This window comes from Alteromonas sp. KUL150, from assembly GCF_009811475.1.
Classification (GTDB): Bacteria; Pseudomonadota; Gammaproteobacteria; order Enterobacterales; family Alteromonadaceae; genus Alteromonas; species Alteromonas gracilis.
The window spans coordinates 62,949-82,065 of record NZ_BLIJ01000010.1; the positions used below are offsets into that span (position 1 = coordinate 62,949).

Annotated in this window: 15 protein-coding genes; 9 read left to right on the forward strand and 6 right to left on the reverse strand. The window is 43.5% G+C overall.

What is annotated here, in order from left to right; genetic code table 11:
- Nucleotides 1–140 precede the first annotated feature (140 nt).
- Complete coding sequence (locus tag GVO62_RS02040) at nucleotides 141–1,424, forward strand: alginate export family protein (protein WP_159117519.1); 1,284 nt, start codon at nucleotides 141–143, stop codon at nucleotides 1,422–1,424.
- Between the two features lie 145 nt (nucleotides 1,425–1,569).
- On the opposite strand, the gene GVO62_RS02045 is transcribed toward GVO62_RS02040, so the two are convergent.
- Genes GVO62_RS02045 through nhaB form a run of 3 tightly spaced genes read right to left on the reverse strand, consistent with a single transcriptional unit; the run spans nucleotide 1,570 to nucleotide 4,220 of the window.
- Nucleotides 1,570–2,118 carry a GNAT family N-acetyltransferase gene (locus GVO62_RS02045; protein WP_159117520.1) on the reverse strand — a complete coding sequence of 183 codons (549 nt, stop codon included), beginning with the start codon at nucleotides 2,116–2,118 and terminating at the stop codon, nucleotides 1,570–1,572.
- Nucleotides 2,115–2,642, reverse strand: a complete 528-nt coding sequence (dsbB, locus tag GVO62_RS02050) for a disulfide bond formation protein DsbB (RefSeq protein WP_159117521.1) — start codon at nucleotides 2,640–2,642, stop codon at nucleotides 2,115–2,117. Before dsbB ends, GVO62_RS02045 begins: the two co-directional genes overlap by 4 nt.
- Before the next feature lie 3 nt (nucleotides 2,643–2,645).
- On the reverse strand, nucleotides 2,646–4,220 hold the full coding sequence (nhaB, locus tag GVO62_RS02055; protein ID WP_159117522.1) for a sodium/proton antiporter NhaB: 1,575 nt from the start codon (nucleotides 4,218–4,220) through the stop codon (nucleotides 2,646–2,648).
- 430 nt (nucleotides 4,221–4,650) lie between these two features.
- Between nhaB and fadR the strand changes: the two genes are divergently transcribed.
- The 4 genes from fadR to GVO62_RS02075 all read left to right on the forward strand — a co-directional run bounded on the left by fadR (nucleotide 4,651) and on the right by GVO62_RS02075 (nucleotide 9,517).
- Nucleotides 4,651–5,361, forward strand: a complete 711-nt coding sequence (fadR, locus tag GVO62_RS02060) for a fatty acid metabolism transcriptional regulator FadR (protein ID WP_105929339.1) — start codon at nucleotides 4,651–4,653, stop codon at nucleotides 5,359–5,361.
- A 470-nt stretch (nucleotides 5,362–5,831) separates the two neighbouring features.
- Nucleotides 5,832–8,009, forward strand: coding sequence for a S9 family peptidase (locus GVO62_RS02065; protein WP_159117523.1), 2,178 nt, complete (start codon nucleotides 5,832–5,834; stop codon nucleotides 8,007–8,009).
- A gap of 171 nt (nucleotides 8,010–8,180) precedes the next feature.
- Nucleotides 8,181–8,540 (forward strand): phasin-related domain-containing protein, encoded by a 360-nt coding sequence (locus tag GVO62_RS02070; protein ID WP_105929341.1) that lies wholly within the window; start codon nucleotides 8,181–8,183, stop codon nucleotides 8,538–8,540.
- 215 nt (nucleotides 8,541–8,755) lie between these two features.
- Complete coding sequence (locus GVO62_RS02075; RefSeq protein ID WP_159117524.1) at nucleotides 8,756–9,517, forward strand: hypothetical protein; 762 nt, start codon at nucleotides 8,756–8,758, stop codon at nucleotides 9,515–9,517.
- An 86-nt stretch (nucleotides 9,518–9,603) separates the two neighbouring features.
- Here GVO62_RS02075 and GVO62_RS02080 read toward each other — a convergent pair whose 3' ends face one another.
- Together GVO62_RS02080 and GVO62_RS02085 are read right to left on the reverse strand one after the other, a co-directional pair.
- On the reverse strand, nucleotides 9,604–11,040 hold the full coding sequence (locus GVO62_RS02080; RefSeq protein WP_159117525.1) for a hypothetical protein: 1,437 nt from the start codon (nucleotides 11,038–11,040) through the stop codon (nucleotides 9,604–9,606).
- Between the two features lie 92 nt (nucleotides 11,041–11,132).
- On the reverse strand, nucleotides 11,133–12,593 hold the full coding sequence (locus GVO62_RS02085) for a DUF3336 domain-containing protein (RefSeq protein WP_105929344.1): 1,461 nt from the start codon (nucleotides 12,591–12,593) through the stop codon (nucleotides 11,133–11,135).
- Nucleotides 12,594–13,015: 422 nt separating this feature from the next.
- On the opposite strand from GVO62_RS02085, the gene GVO62_RS02090 reads away from it, so the two are divergent.
- The 3 genes from GVO62_RS02090 to GVO62_RS02100 all read left to right on the forward strand — a co-directional run bounded on the left by GVO62_RS02090 (nucleotide 13,016) and on the right by GVO62_RS02100 (nucleotide 16,413).
- Nucleotides 13,016–14,224, forward strand: a complete 1,209-nt coding sequence (locus GVO62_RS02090; RefSeq protein ID WP_159117526.1) for a DUF445 domain-containing protein — start codon at nucleotides 13,016–13,018, stop codon at nucleotides 14,222–14,224.
- A 73-nt stretch (nucleotides 14,225–14,297) separates the two neighbouring features.
- Entirely contained in the window at nucleotides 14,298–14,963 is a 666-nt protein-coding gene (locus tag GVO62_RS02095) for a TetR/AcrR family transcriptional regulator (protein WP_159117527.1), read from the forward strand.
- A gap of 10 nt (nucleotides 14,964–14,973) precedes the next feature.
- Nucleotides 14,974–16,413 carry a wax ester/triacylglycerol synthase domain-containing protein gene (locus GVO62_RS02100; protein WP_105929347.1) on the forward strand — a complete coding sequence of 480 codons (1,440 nt, stop codon included), beginning with the start codon at nucleotides 14,974–14,976 and terminating at the stop codon, nucleotides 16,411–16,413.
- Nucleotides 16,414–16,480: 67 nt separating this feature from the next.
- Here the strand turns inward: GVO62_RS02100 and GVO62_RS02105 are convergent, their stop codons facing one another.
- Nucleotides 16,481–17,206: a DUF1439 domain-containing protein gene (locus GVO62_RS02105; protein ID WP_159117528.1), complete on the reverse strand. Its 726-nt coding sequence runs from the start codon at nucleotides 17,204–17,206 to the stop codon at nucleotides 16,481–16,483.
- 207 nt (nucleotides 17,207–17,413) lie between these two features.
- Between GVO62_RS02105 and GVO62_RS02110 the strand changes: the two genes are divergently transcribed.
- Nucleotides 17,414–19,051 (forward strand): GMC family oxidoreductase, encoded by a 1,638-nt coding sequence (locus GVO62_RS02110; protein WP_159117529.1) that lies wholly within the window; start codon nucleotides 17,414–17,416, stop codon nucleotides 19,049–19,051.
- The last annotated feature ends 66 nt before the right edge of the window (nucleotides 19,052–19,117 follow it).

Consider the following 19,117-nt stretch of genomic DNA (forward strand, 5'->3'; position numbering starts at 1 on the left):
CGTACCGCACAGTTTTGAAGTACTACCGAATATGTCGACCTCGCCACAGACAATCATAGACTAAAGAGCATAAGTGTTACTTATGCGCTTAGTTTATACTTCCGCTTTATTTTTTTATCCTATTTACAAAAGGCTTAAAAATGGAGAAGTCGAGCGCTAGCGCTTCAGGATTATTAGTCGCTATGGCATGTCTAGCAATGCCCTTAAAAGCTGAAAGTCTAGATATCAATTATAGCGGTTCAGTGAGAATGCGTTACGAAACACTGAACAATCCTATTTTTCCCACTAATGAAGACACGCGTGAAAAAACGAACGAGCGCCTCTCTACCCGCATTAGATTAAAAGGCGAAGCCGTTTATCAAAACTGGCAGGCAGTCGCCGAGATAGAAGATTCTCGAGTGTATCTTGATGACAATGATCCTACGCTCAAGTCTGCTCAGGTGAATACACTTGAACCTGTTCAATTTTACATTACCTACAAGGGTATCAATGAATATCTAGATAGCGTTACCGTGGGCCGCGTAACGCTCGACCACGGTAGTCGCCGCCTTATGGGGCGAACTCGTTTTAGGAATGCTACTAATAGCTTTGAAGGTGCATTAGTCGATGGGCACTGGTCGGGATGGAATGTACGTGGTTTTTACCTATTACCGGTTTCTCGATTTCCATTTGATGCACCTTCACTTGACGATAATAAGCGCGCTTTTGATAAGAGCTTTAGCAATCAAAAATTTTTCGGGATTTATGCTGAATCACAAGATGATGCCTGGAAAATACATAGTTACTGGTTAAAAGAATCAGGCACGGAAGCGCTTGCAACGAAAAATCGCGACCTTTTCACGCTGTCAGTGGATTATTCGAAAACTTTTTTCAAGGACTGGAAATACAATATCGAAGCGATAGGTCAAACAGGTCAGGCTAGACAGTCTGCATCGGCCTCTGATCTAGACGATAAAGACGTCACTGCATGGATGGTGCACAGTCATATTGGCAAACAGATAAGTGCAAGCACGTTTTTAAGAGCCGAGATCGATGCAGCAAGCGGCGACAATAATACAGACGATGCAACCATACGCGGGTTCGACTCGCTTTACGGTCTTAGGCGGTTTGATTTCGGCCCTACTGACGTTTATCAAGCGTTCCCGCGAAGCAATATTCTGGCACCTGGGCTGAGAGGAGTAACGAAACTAAACGGTGCACACACCATTATGGTTGGCTACAAAGGACTTTGGCTTCATAAAGTGCCCGAGGGGGAAAATGACTTCTTGGGTCATCAGGTCGAGTTTCGTTGGCGTTATCAAGCACATAAACCACTACGTGTTGAAATAGGGGGCGCATATCTTGCGAAAGGCAGCGCGTTACAAGCTGGTGCTTACCCCGATGACTCTCTGTATGCTTACACTGGGCTTATGTATTCGTTTTGATTACTCATCTAAACCAGAGCACTGATTGATACCAGTCCGCATAGATAAATACCCTCTTATCTTGAGCACTATCTCTTTAGCACTCCATGTGTGTTTTGGTATTTGAGTTGAGAGTAGTGGGTAATAGCTTACGATAGAAGGCAAATCATGAAGTCAGTGCGTAAAGTAGTGCATCCCTTCCGAATACACGTTTGCGGCATAATCCTTCTTTAATGCCGCCGATACGCTCAGCCACACGAATGCTTGCCTTGTTGTTTGGCTCTACAAAGCATTCTAAACGATGTAAATTCATCTGCGAAAAAGCGAGCTTTTTTAACGCTTCACAGATTGCTGTTGCTAACCCTTTACCGCAAGCGTCAGGTCTTAACCAGTACCCAAGGTTTGCCGTAAGGTGAGTGTGGTGGATATGGTTGATTATCCCCATACCCAAGCATTTATCTTCGTGAATAAGTAAATAAGTAAGTCCATAACCAGCTTCCCGAGCACTCTCCATATTAGCAATATACTGTTTAGCAAGCGCAGGGGTGACAGGGCACACCGCAGAACCAAACCACGGCTTAACATGATGAATGGATTGCTGGCCAGCCTCACAAAGCGCATGGCAATGTTTATCTGCTATGCGCTGAATTGAGACTGGGCCTTGCTCTGTATGAATAGAGGGCAGGCGAGAAGGTAGAATGGATAAGTCGATCAAAAGGGTTTTTTATCCAACAACCGACATGCGAAAACGAGTGCGAACACAACAAAATAGGCAGCAAAAATGATTTGCATCCATTCAGCCATACCCATCGACAAAAACTGCCATGAATCTTCTAAGCAATCCCCCTCTGCTGCAAATACTGCTGGTAGCCACTCATGCAACTGCAGCCAAGACGGGAAGTTAGGTACTATTTCACAGCTAGCAAAAAAAGGATTAGCCGCGTTAAGAATGCCCACGTGTTCTCTTGCAATCAAGAAGCCCCATCCAGCCGACACTGCCCAACCGGCAAAACCTAACATGCGTGTGAAGCCGTTGTTTTTTATAAGAACGATTAATGCAGAAAGCACTATGCCATACATTGCCGTTCGCTGGTAAATACACATAATGCAGGGCTTTAAGCCCATACCATACTGGAAATACAAGGCTGCAACTTCTAGAGCTAATGATGTAGCGAAAAGCACAAGCCACGATGACTTGTGCTCTGCCCACTGGCTTATGCCGTGAATCATACTACGCATACATTAGTGACCTGATACTGGCGCGCCAGCACCAGTTGCCGAGTGATGCTCAATCAGGTGCATGTCATATAAAACCTGTGTAGCGTCAGCCAGTCCCAAATAGGTCGCCAACAAGCCCACTATCGTAAGTACAATAGTATAAGGCAAAGCCATCATTACCATTCGCCCATATGACAAACGAAGTAGTGGAGCGATGGCTGACGTTAGCAAAAATAGGAAGGCTGCCTGACCATTCGGCGTAGCAACACTTGGTAAATTAGTTCCCGTGTTGATTGCTACAGCAAGCATATCGTACTGATCACGTGTGATTTGACCTGCTTCCAGAGCTGCCGTTACTTCAGTTATATACACTGAACCTACAAACACGTTATCGCTCACCATTGAAAGTACACCATTGGCTAGATAAAACATTACCATTTGTGTCTCACCTTCGAATGATAATACCCAGTGAATAACAGGTTGGAATAGGCCTTGGTCGATAATAACCGCAACCACGCCAAAGAAAACACAAAGCAGTGCAGTGAAGGGCAGTGCCTCTTCAAAGGCTTTACCTAATGCGTGCTCTTCGATAACACCGCTCATTGAAGTCGCTAAAACGATAACCGACAATCCAATTAAGCCAACTGACGCCATATGCGTCGCAAGACCCACTATTAACCAAATACCAATAAGTGCTTGAACCACTAACTTTGCAGTTTCACGCTTACTGCGGCCTTTGTCCATGTGGTCGTTGTAGTCGACTAAGATTTGTCTTACGGCAGAGGGTAACTTTGCGCCGTAGGAAAACATGCCGGTTTTTTCTAGTACAACGGTAGTTAGTAAACCAAAGATAAAAACAGGCAAAGATACGGGCGCCATTCTGATAAAGAATTCCACAAAGTCCCAGCCGGCTTTATCTGCGATTATTAAGTTTTGAGGTTCACCAACCATGGTCATAACGCCACCTAGCGCAGTACCTACCGCCGAGTGCATCATAAGGTTTCGCAAGAATGCTCTGAAATCCTCTAGGTCATGGCTTCCTAGTTCATCATCGCTGGTGTGATCATGTTCAGAGTGAAACTCTTTACCTGAGGCAACTTTGTGGTAGATAGAGTAAAAACCTAAGCCGACACTGATGATTACCGCGACTACCGTTAATGCATCCAAGAACGCTGACAGAAATGCAGAAGCGAAAATAAATGCTAATGAAAGAATAAGTTTGTTTTTCACTTTAATGACAAGTTTAGTGAAAAGGAACATCAAGAGATCTTTCATGAAGTAAATGCCGGCCACCATAAATACAAGCAGTAGCAGTACTTCTAAATTGACTTCAATCTCATGCATCATATGCCCGGGAGAGGTCATACCTATAAACATGGCTTCTATAAGAAGAAGGCCGCCTGGCTGCAGCGGGTAACACTTAAGTGCCATTGCCAGTGTAAAAATAAACTGAATAACGAGTGTCCAGCCAGCAATATAGGGATCCACCATAAAAATGAAGGGGTTTACAATGAGAAAGGCAATGATGGTTTTTTTATACCAGTCGGGCGCATGTCCCAGGAAGTTCTTATAGATCGCCGCGATCATTGAGGTTTGCATGAGTTCCTGTTCCTTTTACAACAAAGCACGCATTTTTGCGTATTTTTTCACTGTGTAGTTCCGGTTATTGCATACATAAACTGCTGGTGTAGCGGGATGAATTTCGCTTAACCATGGTTTTGCTGCTGTCATTATAGTCGGAAATTAAGCGTACATGATATTAACGTCTTGAGAAAGCAAATCACAGACCCCACCATGTGAAAGTTACTGAATATTTATCACATTTTTCACGATTTTTATTGTGACGGGTAAAAAAGCCTTAAATTTTGGATGATATGTGTACAGTTGGGCGTTAGAAGATTTTTAAATAATACTTTAATTTTAAAGACTTGTTAAAAGCTTTAGTAGACTAGGCATAATTCATTGTGATAATAAAAGGGCATCTGGTACAATCAGTTACAAAATAACAAGAACGTGCAGGCGATTAGTTATGATTTATAAGGCACAGAGTCCAGCCGGATTCGCCGAAGAATATATTGTTGAATCTATATGGAGTGGAAGGTTTCCTCCTGGCACCATTTTGCCTGCAGAAAGAGAACTTTCTGAGTTGATTGGTGTAACGCGAACCACACTGCGTGAAGTGCTTCAGCGTTTGGCGCGAGATGGATGGTTAACCATTCAGCATGGTAAGCCAACAAAAGTGAATAACTTTTGGGAAACTTGCGGATTAAACATATTAGAAACGCTTGCTCGTTTAGACCAAGAAGGTATTCCCGAACTTGTCGACAACTTGTTGGCAGCGCGCACAAACTTGAGTGCGGTATTTATTCGGGGCGCTATCCGAAACAACCCTCAAGAGTCTGCTGCAATTATTGCTCGATATAAAGACGTTGAGCAAGAAGGGCTGGCGTTTGCTCAATTCGATTATCAAATGACTCATGACTTGGCGTTAGCATCGAACAACAACGTGTTTGTGCTTATGATGAATGGTTTCCGCGGTTTATACTCGCGTATTGGTGGTTACTTTTTCTCTCATCAGCAAGCGAGAGATGTTGCCAACAAGTACTACGCGGATCTTCTCAATGTTGCAGAGAATGGCTCGTACGAAAAAGTACCTGTAGTAGTAAGAAATTACGGTATTGAAAGTGGAAAGGTGTGGTCTGCCATCCGAGATGAAATGCCAAAAGACTTGGTCGACTAACGTTTTTTGTTTTTCCATTGGTTCGCATGTGGATACAAACAACAGGATAAATAATATCGCTAACATTGCTTCATTTAATCACGTGTGACTAGTTGAAGTGCTGTAACAGCATAGATACAGAATACGCCGCATCGCTTTGCAAAGCATGCGGCGTTTTTTTATTCCTTAGTTTTTTAAGCTATGTTGTGTAGGTCGCACAAACACGATGTAGACGTAAACACGCCCCTCAGTTTTAAATCACCTAGAGCAAGAAATTTCAACATATTTTGTTACATATTCCCGTCTTATATGGGAAGAGCGGGCATTGAGTATTGGTAGCGCGAATGTCCTGGGTATGTATACTCGATAGTCGAGTGTGCACTGTTTCGTTATCTTCAATGTGCACTGATGCTTTACTCGACTGTTTATTTTATAACGTTAGCATGTCACGAGCGTGTCGTTGAAATAGAAGCGAACATTTAGGAAAACAAATGAAATATTTATGGATGGTCATTGCTGCGGGCAGTTTACTATCAGGCTGTAGCTTGGAAAACAAACCTGAAAACACTGAAAAAATGCCAAAAAATACAATCACAAAAACCGTGCTTAATACCGAAACGCCTGCGCCTGTGGCGAAAAAAGTGCCTCATAAAATGGAAGCTCACGGTGTTACGCGTATTGATGACTACTACTGGATGCGAGACGACTCTCGCACCGACGATGCAATTTTTGCTCACCTAGCGTTAGAAAACAATTACGTGGAGACCGTGCTCGCGCCGCTAAAAGATACCCGCGAAGCGCTTTTTGAAGAGCTCGTGTCTCGTATTGAAAAAGATGATTCTACAGTACCTGTACTTGATAATGGGTACTGGTACTACACAAGTTATTCGGGAGAGAACGAATATCCTGTATACCTAAGAAAGCCGACACTAGATGCCAATCCTCAGGTTTTGTTAGACGCAAACATCATGTCTAAAGGACATGATTATTTCAGCATTGGTTCTTATGCAGTCAGCGAAAACAATGCCTTAATGGCATATTCAGAAGATACACTAAGCCGTCGTCTTTACACTATTTATGTGAAAAATTTAAAGGGCGATGAAAAGCTTGACGACGTTTTAGAAGGGACATCAGGAAACGTAGTATGGGCGAACGATAACACGCATCTTTTTTACGTCAAAAAAGACCCTCAAACCCTTTTGGGCTATCAGGTTTATCGCCATGAGTTGGGTACACCACAAAGTGACGATGTGCTGGTTTATGAAGAAAGCGACCCTACGTTTTATACTTACATCAGTAAAAGTAAAGACGATAGTGTTATTTATATACACCACCAAAATACGGATAAGACGGGTGTTTCCATTGTAGATGCGAACAACCCCACAGCGCCCGCACAGGTATTTTTGCCGTTAAAAAATGGGCAAGAGTATAGCGTTGCGAAAGCTGAAGACGGCTACTACGTTCTGACGAATATTGACGCAAAGAACTTTAGAGTTATGAAAGCGCCGCTTGATGCCACTGGCGATGTGTCAAAATGGGAAGATGTCATTGCTCACCGTCCAAATGTGTTCCTACAAGGCATTGAGGTAATGAAAAATCATTTGGTAGTAAAAGAAAAAGAAAACGGTATGCTTCGCATGGTGGTTCTTAACCTTACGACAAATGAAGAAAAAGTTATTCCAACACAAGATCCCATTTATGGCGCGTATTTTTATGCGAACCCTGAAATGGACACGAGCACACTTAGAATTCATTACAGCTCTCTCACAACTCCTGCGTCTATTGTTGATATCAATTTAGATACGCTCGACAGTGAAGTCATGAAGCAAACCCGCGTTTCTGAGACGTTTGATTCGTCCGCCTATAAATCGGAACGGGTTTCAATTGAAGCGCGAGATGGAACCGAGATACCCGTATCACTGGTGTACAGAAAGGACAAATTTAAGAAAGATGGAACGAACCCGCTTTATCAATATGCCTATGGTTCTTATGGTGCGACGATTGACCCTACCTTCAGAAGCAGCTGGTTGTCTTTAGTTGATAGAGGTTTTGTGGTTGCGATTGCACACATACGCGGTGGCCAAATGCTAGGCCGTCAATGGTATGAAGAGGGTAAAATGCACCGTAAGATCAATACTTTTACCGACTTCATTGACGTGACTAGAGGGCTCATTGCTTCGCAATATGCCGATAAAAGCAGAGTATTTGCGATGGGAGGCAGTGCAGGTGGCCTGTTAATGGGGGCAGTAGTAAATATGGCGCCTGAGCTTTATCGTGGCGTTAGTGCACACGTGCCTTTTGTTGATGTGGTGACTACCATGAGCGATGCTTCGATACCTCTGACAACGGGTGAATATTCAGAGTGGGGTAATCCAGCCAATAAAGATGAATTTGAGTATATGCTATCTTACTCACCCTACGACCAAGTCGAAAAGAAAGACTATCCGAACATGCTGGTAACAACTGGGCTCCACGATTCTCAAGTACAATATTTTGAGCCTATGAAGTGGGTTGCAAAGCTTAGAGAATATAAAACGGATGACAATTTGTTATTGTTTAAAACCGACATGGAAGCCGGGCACGGAGGTGCATCGGGGCGCTTTAAGCGCTTTGAGTCGACCGCCCTAGAATATGCCTTTGTTTTACATCTTGCAGGTGTACCGCTTTAATTCGATGCTAACTTTTTTGAATCTAGCGTTTGTATTTAAGCCCGAATAAGTCACCACTTTTCGGGCTTTTTTTATTTTTTGTGTTTTTAGTATGCGGATTCTAATTGTTAAGCGTAAAGTTTCTACATGGTGTTAAAACACACTTTTATTTAGCATTGATAGGAGCTCAATATGACGACTACAAACACAATCAAAGGCAAAATTAACGATGCCGAAGAAATGGCGCGTAAAATTTGGTTAGCAGGCCTTGGCGCTTACGGTAAAAGTGTTGAAGAAGCACAGGGGCGTTACGAAAAGTTAAGCGAAGAAGCAAGCAAAATGTTTGACGAGCTTGTAACTAAAGGCGAGTCATTAGAAGAAGATGCGAAAAGCAAAGTAAAGTCTACGACTAATGATGTTGAAAATCGCGTGGCTGATGTACGTAAGAAGCTAGGTCTTGATTCTGAGCCAGCAGATCAACGTATTGAAGAGCTTTCAGCTAAAATAGACGCGTTAACTGAAGCTGTAGCGAAATTAGCAGCGAATAAGTAATTCTTTGCTCTGTTGGGCACCGAAGGGTGCCCATTACGCATAGAGGCTTATAGCGCACGTAATCGTGCTAGCGGCTTAGCGCAATTGAGTGACAGCGCCGCTTTTTATAATTTTTTATAAACGGTAGGGCAGAGCGTTTACACCAGTAAATTATTGGTCTTATACGCACTTTACCACTGCTGTCATGCTTACTGAATCTCCACCACGGAGGCATTATGAGCAACAAGACTATCCCTAATTCAACGTTACCGTCTAGCCTAGACAAAGAATCGACGGCGGCTAACGGCACGGCAGTATCTCCTTTTAAATCATCACCACTATTTGGCTGGTTGTACGCGGGTACTGACCTGATAGCTGCGAGGCTCGACCAGGCAGCGGGCATGGTAAGCCAAAAAATTGATGATACTCAAGAAACCATAAACGCCATGCAGGCGAAAGGGCTCGAAGTTGAGAGTGAGCTGAGGCAAACCTTAAATCCGTTTGCATTGGTTGACGTTGCACAGAAGTTCGTAACTTCCACCCCGCTCTTTTCTGTACTTTCTGGTGGACAAAGACGGCAGCAAAAAGAACATCAGCTAGAGGCGTTAAATGCGAAGGTTGATTTACTGGTGGAGCAGGTTGCCTTGTTGGCAGCAAAGGAAGCTGCAAAACAGGTGAAAGCTAACGAAGCAGTGAAAACATCAGCTACTGTTAAAAATACGCCATCAAAAGCGAGCGCAGCAGCAAAGCCGACTCGCGCACGCAAAACAACTGCTTCTACAACGAAATCTGCACCTGCAGGCGCTACTGCCTCAAGTAAGAAAAGCGCAAGCTCGACAGCCAGTAAAAGCGCTGCGGCTAAATCGCCAACAAGAAAAACTGCAGCAGTAGCTAAAAAAGAGGCGTCTAACGCTACGTCGAGTAGCGCTAGCAGCACAACAAATCCGTCCGCGACAAAAGACAGTAGCGCGTCTTCCGAAACAAAGAAAAACAATTAGTCGTGCTATTCGTCGGTAGTAATAACGTAAATAGGGTAAGCTCTTTGGCTTATCCTGTTTACTTACTTACTTACTTACTTCCTTCCTTATTTATTTAATTTGGCCCACAAATTTTGATGCTTCTTAAATCCAAAGTAGTCATACGGTTCCCAGAAGCTGGGTACCAGATTATCGACTTCATCCGGTGTGAAATTGTTAGAAAGTTGACTCATGATTTGATTCAGTTTTTCCTTGCCCACACGCATCAGCTTTTTTCGATTGGCAGGAAAATAAAGGTTTTGGCTTTTTGAAATAACCTCATGGGCGCCATTAGTTATAAATTTCTGGTTTCTCGTGACTATTTTACACAGTGGCTCGGCTGGATTCGCAGGGTTGAGACCGATAACAATAGCATATTCATACTGGTCCTTTTCCTGGCCATTTTCATTTACCGGTATGAAAGTGATGCCAAAGCCTTGAGGAAAGTAACCTACTAAATCAATGAAATCCTGTGCCAATTGCTTATTTAGCCCGTTCTTTTTAGATAACTGCTCAATCAATAAATACCCTTTTGGTAAGCTAAGGCGCGAATAATCTGATTTAGTGGACAGTACAATTGAGACATATATTTGAGGAATTTTGATAATTTCGCCCAAGCCAGTCTTGGAAACAAAAGCGTCTTTGACAAGATTAAGCATGAAGTCTTGTGCTTCTTTATGCACTAATATAAATCTGTTTCGCTCTTCTTTGATATCACCAATATAGTTCGGGATACCCAAGCCGTCGCTCAGGTATTTAAGGGTAAAGTGATAGTTAAGCTTAAGAAGATCTTTCCTCTGAGATTCTTCGAGTAAACGAAACTCATCTAAGTCGCCATTTTCTCCTTTCAGGATGGTTAGCGATGCAGGGCTCTGTAAACCTATGTCTTGCAGAAGTGCAGCTGTAATAAGCGGTCGTCCAAGCTCAACTTTCCATTTTTCCTGCCAGTAGCGATTTCCGCGAAAGCGCGATGAAGCTTCCCGGTATTTGGAGAGGTATCTGTGCGCGATAGTATCGTGTTCAAGCAAACGGTCGACAAGTCGCAAGGTTAATACCGCTTTATACAAAGGCTTAAACCGCATGTGAACCCGAGCAAAATTTCCTTCTGCTCCTGGCGTAAGTAGCATAAGCGTGCCGAGTAGCTTGGCGCTTTGTTGTTGAGTCTCTTGCCAGTTCTCACCTTCGCTCAACTCGATAATTTTGGTGCAAACAGCATCAAGACGCTCTAGCCTAGCAAGGCGCTCTTCCTCTAATTTCTCTGTGCTATTTTTTATCTGCTTAGCAAGCTGTTCAGCCAGAATTTCTTTTTTCTTATTACCTTCTATTTTTTTGAGTTCAACTTTTAAATCGCTAATGTGATTTAAAAGCGAAGGCGTAAGGGAAAAGTAATGACGAGCATCCTCAAACACTGAACCGTAGCCAGCTTCTTGAGGGGATATCATATTGATGAGTTGTTTTACTTGCTGTGTGTAAATGCTGTCTGGGTTTTGGCTTTGTGCGCTCACCGTTATCCTTTAATTTGATACTGTAAATAGCTGCTTGTTGTCTTAAGCTAATCCAGGCTAAGCAGTTCTGTCCACGCGTTTATATCCACGCGTTACCTTACGACATGGCCTAACTCTACTGCTTCACGTTTCTTCAATTGGCTTAAATGATACCGCAACTTCTCACTTATTTTGGTATTTCTTTTAATAACATGGAGTTGTGGCCATGATGCCCGTTCACCGCTATCTATCAACTGTGCGATACTCTCGCGGGTTGGGTTAGACAATACATGCGACAAGTTTCTTATTTGTCGCTTGGGTAATATATTGATATTGCCCACGTATTGCTGATCTATGATAGAACGTACTTTGTGAATAGCCAGCTTTGCGTTTTTATTTCCGGTCAAACGCTCAATAATATCGATGGCGAAAATACTGTTTGTTTTGGCAAGCTGACCAATGTGGCGCGCCGACATATCCCAAACAGAATTAGGATCGATACGGTTCGGCGAGATAAAAGGTACCGCTAAAGGATTAGTCTGACTAACAATACTGTGGTTCACGCCGTACAGCCTTGCTAGTCGCTCAAAGGGGAGGTCTGCCATTAATGAACCGTCCGCAAAGCGCCGATTTGGAATGTAAGGCACAATGTCTCCAGCCGGCGTTTTTGCACGTAGCTGAACGGGACTAAAAATAACCGGTACAGCGCAGGATGCCCTAACTGCCTGAGTAATGATGGCATTAGGCGAGGTTTTGGCATTTAACAACCGTGAGTGCTGGTGAAGATCAGCCGGAGAAACGGTTACTGTGATATGTCTCCCGGTTTTCTTAAACGCTTCTTCAAAGGTGGTAAGGTCAAAAAGCTCAATTAAGGCGTTTTCTAATACCGAGCTGTCGAATAGCCCTTTTTTTCCTAGCCCAGCAAAGCTGCGCCAATGTTTGAATGTTTCGTAGATAAACTCGGCGCTCAGTGATTCACGAAGTTCATCATGGTTGCGGGTACCCAACATGGCCGCAATGATTGACCCAGCACTTGAGCCTGAAACCACCGTGGGCAATAGGTTTTTTTCGTTGAGTGATTTAACGACGCCAGCATGGAAGAAGCCTAGACCTGCGCCGCCAGATAGCATCAAACAGCTTCGGCCAAAGGCATGCGCGGTTTCTTCAAAGAAAGAAAGCTTTTCGTAAAAGTCTACATGCTGTTCATCGGCGTGAAAAATTTGCTCTAGCGCCAGCGTCACTTCATCAATAAATTGTTCGACAAGATATTTAGTTCCGATTTTGCAGTGGGTAAGCAGTATCGGGTTGGCGATGTTTCCCAAATTACCGTGAAGGCCTTCATGAAGTATTGACATCAAAGCATGCAGGTCGCCTTTTCCTCTTGCTAGCTGCAGGCGCTGAACACGTTTGCGAATTAGCTTGTAATCGTAGTTTTCACTTTCGTCTTTTGCTTTCCACTCGTCAGCGCCCGACAGCGCATCATGAGCTAAGCATGCGCCTTCATATTCATCATAATTTCTCGCATGCTCGATATCATGTTCTAGTTTTTTTAATCGCAAATCGAATACTGCCATGACAAATACCTACAATGTTGAACTAGCAAAGTTATGCTTTGTTAACCGCTGTAATTTAAAAATTACAGCAATCTAATGCCCTTAGGTTTTGTAAATCGAACTCTCATCTAATGCTGAAGCTTATTCGCTAATAAGCTAGCTTTTACACCACACTATCCTTGAACAGACAATTCAAACGTGAATTCACGACGCACAACACCCTATACTTGCAGTTTATGAGCTTTATTTAGAATTCACTACCTAATAGCTAGATAACTAGACCTAATTTGCTATAAGAGCGTATTAATATGTCTAGTTATTACTGTTTCACTTACTTGTTTTCAATCAACAATTCGAAGTAATTTTACTTTTTACGTTGACCATTTCATAAGCACTCAGTAGCCTGATGATGAGAATAATAAATTGGAACCCTTACTTGCAGTATGGAATGGAACCTTGAAACCCTGAGTTTGCTATCAATTCCTTTAATTAGCGCTATCGTTGGCTGGCTTACCAACTATCTTGCGGTAAAGATGATGTTTTATCCCATCGAATTTGTGGGCGTAAAACCTATTTTCGGATGGCAAGGTCTTATCCCTGCAAAGCGCCGTCAAATGGCGGAGATTGAAGTTGAGTTAGTTCTTGGAAAGCTTCTTAGTGTTGAAGAGCTAGCTCAGCGGCTCGATGCAGACGAACTCACCAAGGCTATTGAAAGGCGTTTAAGCCAAGTTATTCGCAAAGTCGTAAACGATGTAATGTCCGAATCAGCGCCACAGCTGTGGGCAGCGCTTCCCGTACAAGGTAAAAACCTGGTCTATCAGCGAATAGAAAACGATATTCCCAATGTGGTTCATAAAATGGTGGATGACTTCCAGCATAATGTCTCTGAAATTTTGGATATTAAGGAACTGGTTGTAGAACAGCTCGTTAATGCGCCAGAACTAGTCAACGAAATATTTCTGACTGCGGGCAGTAAAGAGTTTCCCTTTATCGTGCGTTCAGGCTTCTATTTCGGTTTCCTATTCGGCCTACCGACCATGTTGCTTTGGTATTTTTATCAGGCTTGGTGGATATTGCCATTAGGCGGGCTCTTGGTCGGTTATGCGACAAATTGGATTGCCATTAAAATTATCTTTGAACCTAAACGACCGGTAAAATTAGGGCCCATCACTGTTCAGGGCATGTTTTTAAAGCGCCAAAAGGAAGTGTCTGAAGTTTACTCTACCATTATAGAGCAAAAGCTTATCACGCCTAAAAATATCACCCACATTATCCTTCACGGTTCAGGTTCAGCGCAGTTACTAGAACTCATTGAGCTTCACGTTAATGATGCCATCGAGCGCTATGTCGCCATAGCGCAACCCTATTTTGCACTGGGCGTCGGCTCGGAAAATTATCACAACATGAAAGCGCTAGCGGTGCGTCAAATATTCGATAATTCTGATAAATATCTGTTGTATGCGTTTGACTACGCCAACAATGCGTTGCAGGTTGGTCATGATCTCAGTGAGCGAATGCAGGCATTAAGCGTTGAAGAATTTGAAGGGGTATTGCGGCCAGCTTATCAACAAGACGAGTGGAAACTCATCGTGACCGGCGCTATTTTAGGTATGGTGGCTGGGATTGCCCAGCTTTATCTTGTTTTTATGTAGTGAAGATCATGCAGAGTGTTTTATACCGCAACGTTGCTATTTCATAGCTTATGTAAAAGGATTGGACTCAATTATGAAGACAGCGCAAAAAATATTACTTACTGCGCTTACGTTGTTTAACGAGCACGGCGAAAATACCGTGACCAGTGTAGACATTGCTTTAGAGTTGGATATTAGTCCAGGAAACCTTTATTACCACTTTAAAGGTAAAGACAGTATTGTAAGTGCATTAATGAAAATGCATGAGCAACAAATGCATAAAGTATTGAATAGGGATAAGCTAGATACTCTTCACCCTGAAGAAATCATGTACTATCTGTTTCTACTCGTTGATAGCATTCACGTTTTTCGTTTTTTTTATCGCAGTCCGGCGGATTTAGCTGAAAAATACCCAGCTATTGTTCGTCCCCGCCAGCACATACTGACAAACTTGAACAAACAGTTGGCGTTTCTTTTTGACGCGTTAGCTCAGCAAGAAACCCTTATCGCGACGAAATCAGATAGATCGTTACTAGTAGATTTAATCTCGTTGATCATAACTCAGTCGTGCCAATTCGATGAGTTAAACAGTCATATGGACAGTGCTATGCAGCGCTATCATGCGTTGTCGCTAATGATGGTGAGTGTATTACCAAGGCTGGCGCTTTCAGATGAACAGAAGCATCAACTGTCGCAGCTGCTCAACTCTCACGATTTCATGAGAGATGCTTCAACGCAATCCCCATTCGACTTCGCTTAGAGGAATAACCATGGCAAAAACGCTCAGTTTCTTAGATAAGTCATTTTGGATAACAGAATCAGATGAAAATCCGAAACATGTCGCTTGTTTGCAGCTACTTGCCATTCCTAAGGGAGCAAAAAGTACAGACTATGTTCCTCAATTGTTCCAAGAGATACGAAGTTTTGCTCGTGCTACCTCTCCATTTAATTGTGCAGTAAAAACCGTATTAGGTTATCCGGTGGGGTTTGCGCCCGTTAAAAAACTCAATATGGATTATCACGTTCAGATTCATCGCGTTGCTGATGTGAAAAACAGAGAAGCGCTAGATGGTTTCGTAGCGAGACTACATGCGTCACGTTTGGACCCCGATAAACCTTTGTGGCAATACCATTTCATATTTGACGATAATAGCGATACGTTTGCCATATATGCGCGGGTTCATCACATGTATGGAGACGGAGCGACATTGGTACGCTGGTTTCAGGCTGGCTATGTATCACACTCACATGAGACAAAGTTTACGCCGGTGTGGGCGGTAAAGCGGCTTAGGCACAGGCGTCATGAGCCCATCAGTTTTTATAAACGCCTAGTTGGTGTCGGTTACGCACTCAAAACGGCTTTTGATTTATTAGTTATTTTTCTTCGTATCTTTATGAAGATTTTACGGGTTAACCCTCACTATATGCCGGTTCCATTCACAGGGACAAAAACCGTACTAACCGGGCAGGTTAAAGCAGGGAGAGCGGTAGCGACCATGGATTTAGACTTTAAGCGAGTGAAGGCGCTTGCAAGACGTACTCGGTCGACTGCCAATGAAGTACTGTTATGTGCCTTTGATATCGGCGTTCATAAACTACTGCAAGATCACGGGCAGGTATTTAAAAAAGCCTTGTTCACCAATATGCCGATTAATTTGCGCAAACCCGGTGAGAAAACTACAGGCAATAAAATTGCCATTGTACCGGTTCAGCTCGCTCACGGCGAAACAGACCCCTACCTTCGACTGCGCCAAATTGTGGTCAATCATCGTATTGTAAAACACGCCGCTCAGCATGCCCGACCTGCAGCTTTTAGCGGCTATACCATTGTAATTCAATCGCTGGCATTAGTATTTGAATGGCTAAATTTATCGAGCGTAGTTAAGCCAATTGCCAATATTTTAATATCAAACGTACCAGGACCTAAAGATATCCGCTATTTGAAAGACGCTGAACTCTTAGCTTGCTATCCCATTTCGACGATGACACCGGGCGGCGGAGTAAACATTACGCTAATGACTTACGCGGGCACAGCGAACGTCGGCTTAGTATGCTGTAATAAAAATATAGAATCGTTGCAGCCGTTAGCAAGATACGTGGAAGAAGCGTTTGATATGTTAGAAGCGAGCGTGGACGACCCAAGACTCAATATTGAAGACATCGGCGAACAGGTAGATATGGTGCCGGTCTCCATTGTTTCAGACCATTAAAAACGTGGTAGAAAACCTTTCTTGAATGGTGAAGTATTGAAAACAGTAAGCTGAGACAAGGAAGAGGTTATTTGCTTAGGTAGAAACGGAGTACGTCGTCTTCAACCCGCACACTTTGACCAAGCTTGGAAAAAAGGACCTCTCGCCAGTGATCGTTTCGCATGGTGTGGCTTAAATGTTCTTGAGTAATCTGTTTTTTAATTGCGCTGTCAATTTGTGGTGTGTGGTAGTCCAATATCGCTTGCTTCGAGCCTGATAGATAGAGCCTCAGATAGTCGGCAGCGATGTCTGATGTGCCCGCGCTAAACAACGAAAAAGCGGTTTTCAGTGGCCCTCCGAACAAGTTATTGACACTTTTGGGAAAAAAGCGAGTGAGTAAAAATTGGGTATCTTTAATTAAAGCATAATCGTCGTTCACCAATGTGACGCTATCGGTTTTCAAGTCGACTAAATAAAGCGTACTCATGTTTTTGTCGTAGTGGGGGGTAGCAGATAAAGTGAAAACTACGTGGGCACGGTAGATAGTGGTTGCTGCAACTTCAATCTTTAACGCTGCTAAACACTGAAGGCCGATACGGTTATGTTCACTATCCAGAATCAAGTTACCTTCAAGGACTCTCACAGTACCCGTACCAACGGGTATCTCAAACGTGAATGTGTAGGGAAAACTATTAGCTATTAGACTGTGCAGCTCAGACTTGGAAAAATCGTCGTGTGTCAGTTTCCCTAGTTTTACAAGCCACTGAGCAAAATACACTTTGCATTTGTCTTTTAACGATAGGTTATTTGGCAAAATTCACACTCATGGTATTGCTAATGATTATGCAGTGGCTGACAGCAGGCTAGCGTTTTTCGATGATCGATAAACTAAGTTATCAGGATTATTAGATTTTTTAAATCTATCAATTTAATTCTTTTATTGATGAAGTATTGTTTGCTAATCTGGTCGTACCACAACGTTTTTTTAACATTATTCGATTTGGCTTAAGGAGCTAGCGAAATGAGCGAAGTACTCAACAAGTACGATTATATTATTGTAGGTGGAGGCTCTGCTGGTGCTGTTCTTGCCACGCGCTTGTCAGAAAATCCTGCGCTTGATATTTTGCTATTAGAAGCCGGCTCTAAAGACACGAATCCGTTAATCCATATTCCTTTTGGCCTTTCTGTACTCAGCCGCTTTGAAGGCATAGGCTGGGGGTATCATACGGCACCTCAAAAAGAAATGTATGACAGAGAGCTGTTTTGGCCTCGCGGTAAAACCTTGGGCGGCAGCAGTTCAGTCAACGCCATGTGCTATATACGGGGGCAAAAAGAAGACTACGACCGCTGGGCTAATGAAGAAGGAGCCGAGGGCTGGTCATTTGAAGATGTACTGCCTTATTTCAAACGCTCTGAGAACTTTGAAGAAGGGGCTGATGAGTTCCACGGCACAGGTGGCCCACTAAATGTTAGCAAGCTTCGGCATACAAGCGTGCTTTCAGACGCATTTGTAAATGCAGCGTCATTCGCCGGTTATAAACAGCTCGACGATTTTAATCGCGACGAGCGGGAAGGGCTTGGCTTTTATCACGTCACTCAAATTAACGGGCAACGCTGTTCTACCGCTAAAGGTTACCTTTCTCAAGCTAAGCATCGAAATAATTTGACGGTGCTCACGAAAGTTGCGGCAGAGAAAGTGCTGCTTAAAGAGGGCCGAGCTATCGGCGTTCAAGTGCGTGAAAAAGGCGCGGTAAATCGTTACTTTGCCAAAAGCGAAGTCATTTTATGTGGTGGCGCTATTAACTCGCCACAATTGCTTATGTTATCTGGCATTGGGCCACGCGCTGAGTTGGAAGAAAAAGGTATATTCGTCCAGCAAGACTTGCCGGGTGTCGGACAAAACTTGCAAGATCACCTGGATGCAATAGTACAGTATACCTGTAAAGCACGGGAAGGATACGCGGTAGCCTTCGGTGCGCTTCCTTCTTACATTAAAGCTAGCGTTGACTACGCGTTCAAACGAAATGGCATTCTTTCATCAAACGTTGCAGAGGCGGGGGGGTTTGTGAGCTCTAGTTTAGCCACACAAGGCCCCGACATTCAATTCCACTTTTTACCTGCAATTCTAAACGACCATGGAAGACAGCTAGCTTTTGGTTACGGTTATGGCCTTCACGTATGTTGCCTATACCCCAAAAGCCGCGGCACTATCTCGCTTCAAAGCAACCATCCTGCTGACCAGGCACTTATCGATCCGAATTATTTGTCTGCAAAAGAAGATCAGCAAGTCATGATTGAAGGCGTGCGTATTGCCCGAAAGCTACTATCTGCACCAGACTTCGACAAGTTCCAAGGCAGTGAGCTATACCCAGGGGAAGATGCGCAAACCGATGAAGAAATATTAGAATTTTTACGTGAGCGAGCTGAAACCATCTATCACCCAATTGGTACGTGTAAAATGGGCAGTGATGACGATGAGATGGCAGTGGTTGATACACAATTGCGAGTAAGAGGTGTAAAAAGTCTAAGAGTGGTAGATGCTTCGGTGATGCCAAGCTTGATTGGCGGCAATACCAATGCACCCACCGTCATGATTGCCGAACGTGCTGCTGAGTTTATTAAAGCGACCCACGAAGGTCAGCCTGTTTCTCTAGCTTAAGCTGAGTCTGCTTAAACAGGTGTGAAAGTTAGGAGCGAGGCACTGTCTCGCTATGACGCTTGCCAG

Excerpts from the sequence above, each read along its gene's own strand:
- dsbB (WP_159117521.1), bottom strand. The coding sequence starts at position 2,642 with ATGCGTAGTATGATTCACGGCATAAGCCAGTGGGCAGAGCACAAGTCA.
- fadR (WP_105929339.1), top strand. The coding sequence starts at position 4,651 with ATGATTTATAAGGCACAGAGTCCAGCCGGATTCGCCGAAGAATATATT.
- GVO62_RS02070 (WP_105929341.1), top strand. The coding sequence starts at position 8,181 with ATGACGACTACAAACACAATCAAAGGCAAAATTAACGATGCCGAAGAA.
- nhaB (WP_159117522.1), bottom strand. The coding sequence starts at position 4,220 with ATGCAAACCTCAATGATCGCGGCGATCTATAAGAACTTCCTGGGACAT.
- GVO62_RS02095 (WP_159117527.1), top strand. The coding sequence starts at position 14,298 with ATGAAGACAGCGCAAAAAATATTACTTACTGCGCTTACGTTGTTTAAC.
- GVO62_RS02075 (WP_159117524.1), top strand. The coding sequence starts at position 8,756 with ATGAGCAACAAGACTATCCCTAATTCAACGTTACCGTCTAGCCTAGAC.
- GVO62_RS02040 (WP_159117519.1), top strand. The coding sequence starts at position 141 with ATGGAGAAGTCGAGCGCTAGCGCTTCAGGATTATTAGTCGCTATGGCA.
- GVO62_RS02100 (WP_105929347.1), top strand. The coding sequence starts at position 14,974 with ATGGCAAAAACGCTCAGTTTCTTAGATAAGTCATTTTGGATAACAGAA.
- GVO62_RS02065 (WP_159117523.1), top strand. The coding sequence starts at position 5,832 with ATGAAATATTTATGGATGGTCATTGCTGCGGGCAGTTTACTATCAGGC.
- GVO62_RS02110 (WP_159117529.1), top strand. The coding sequence starts at position 17,414 with ATGAGCGAAGTACTCAACAAGTACGATTATATTATTGTAGGTGGAGGC.
- GVO62_RS02085 (WP_105929344.1), bottom strand. The coding sequence starts at position 12,593 with ATGGCAGTATTCGATTTGCGATTAAAAAAACTAGAACATGATATCGAG.
- GVO62_RS02090 (WP_159117526.1), top strand. The coding sequence starts at position 13,016 with ATGGAATGGAACCTTGAAACCCTGAGTTTGCTATCAATTCCTTTAATT.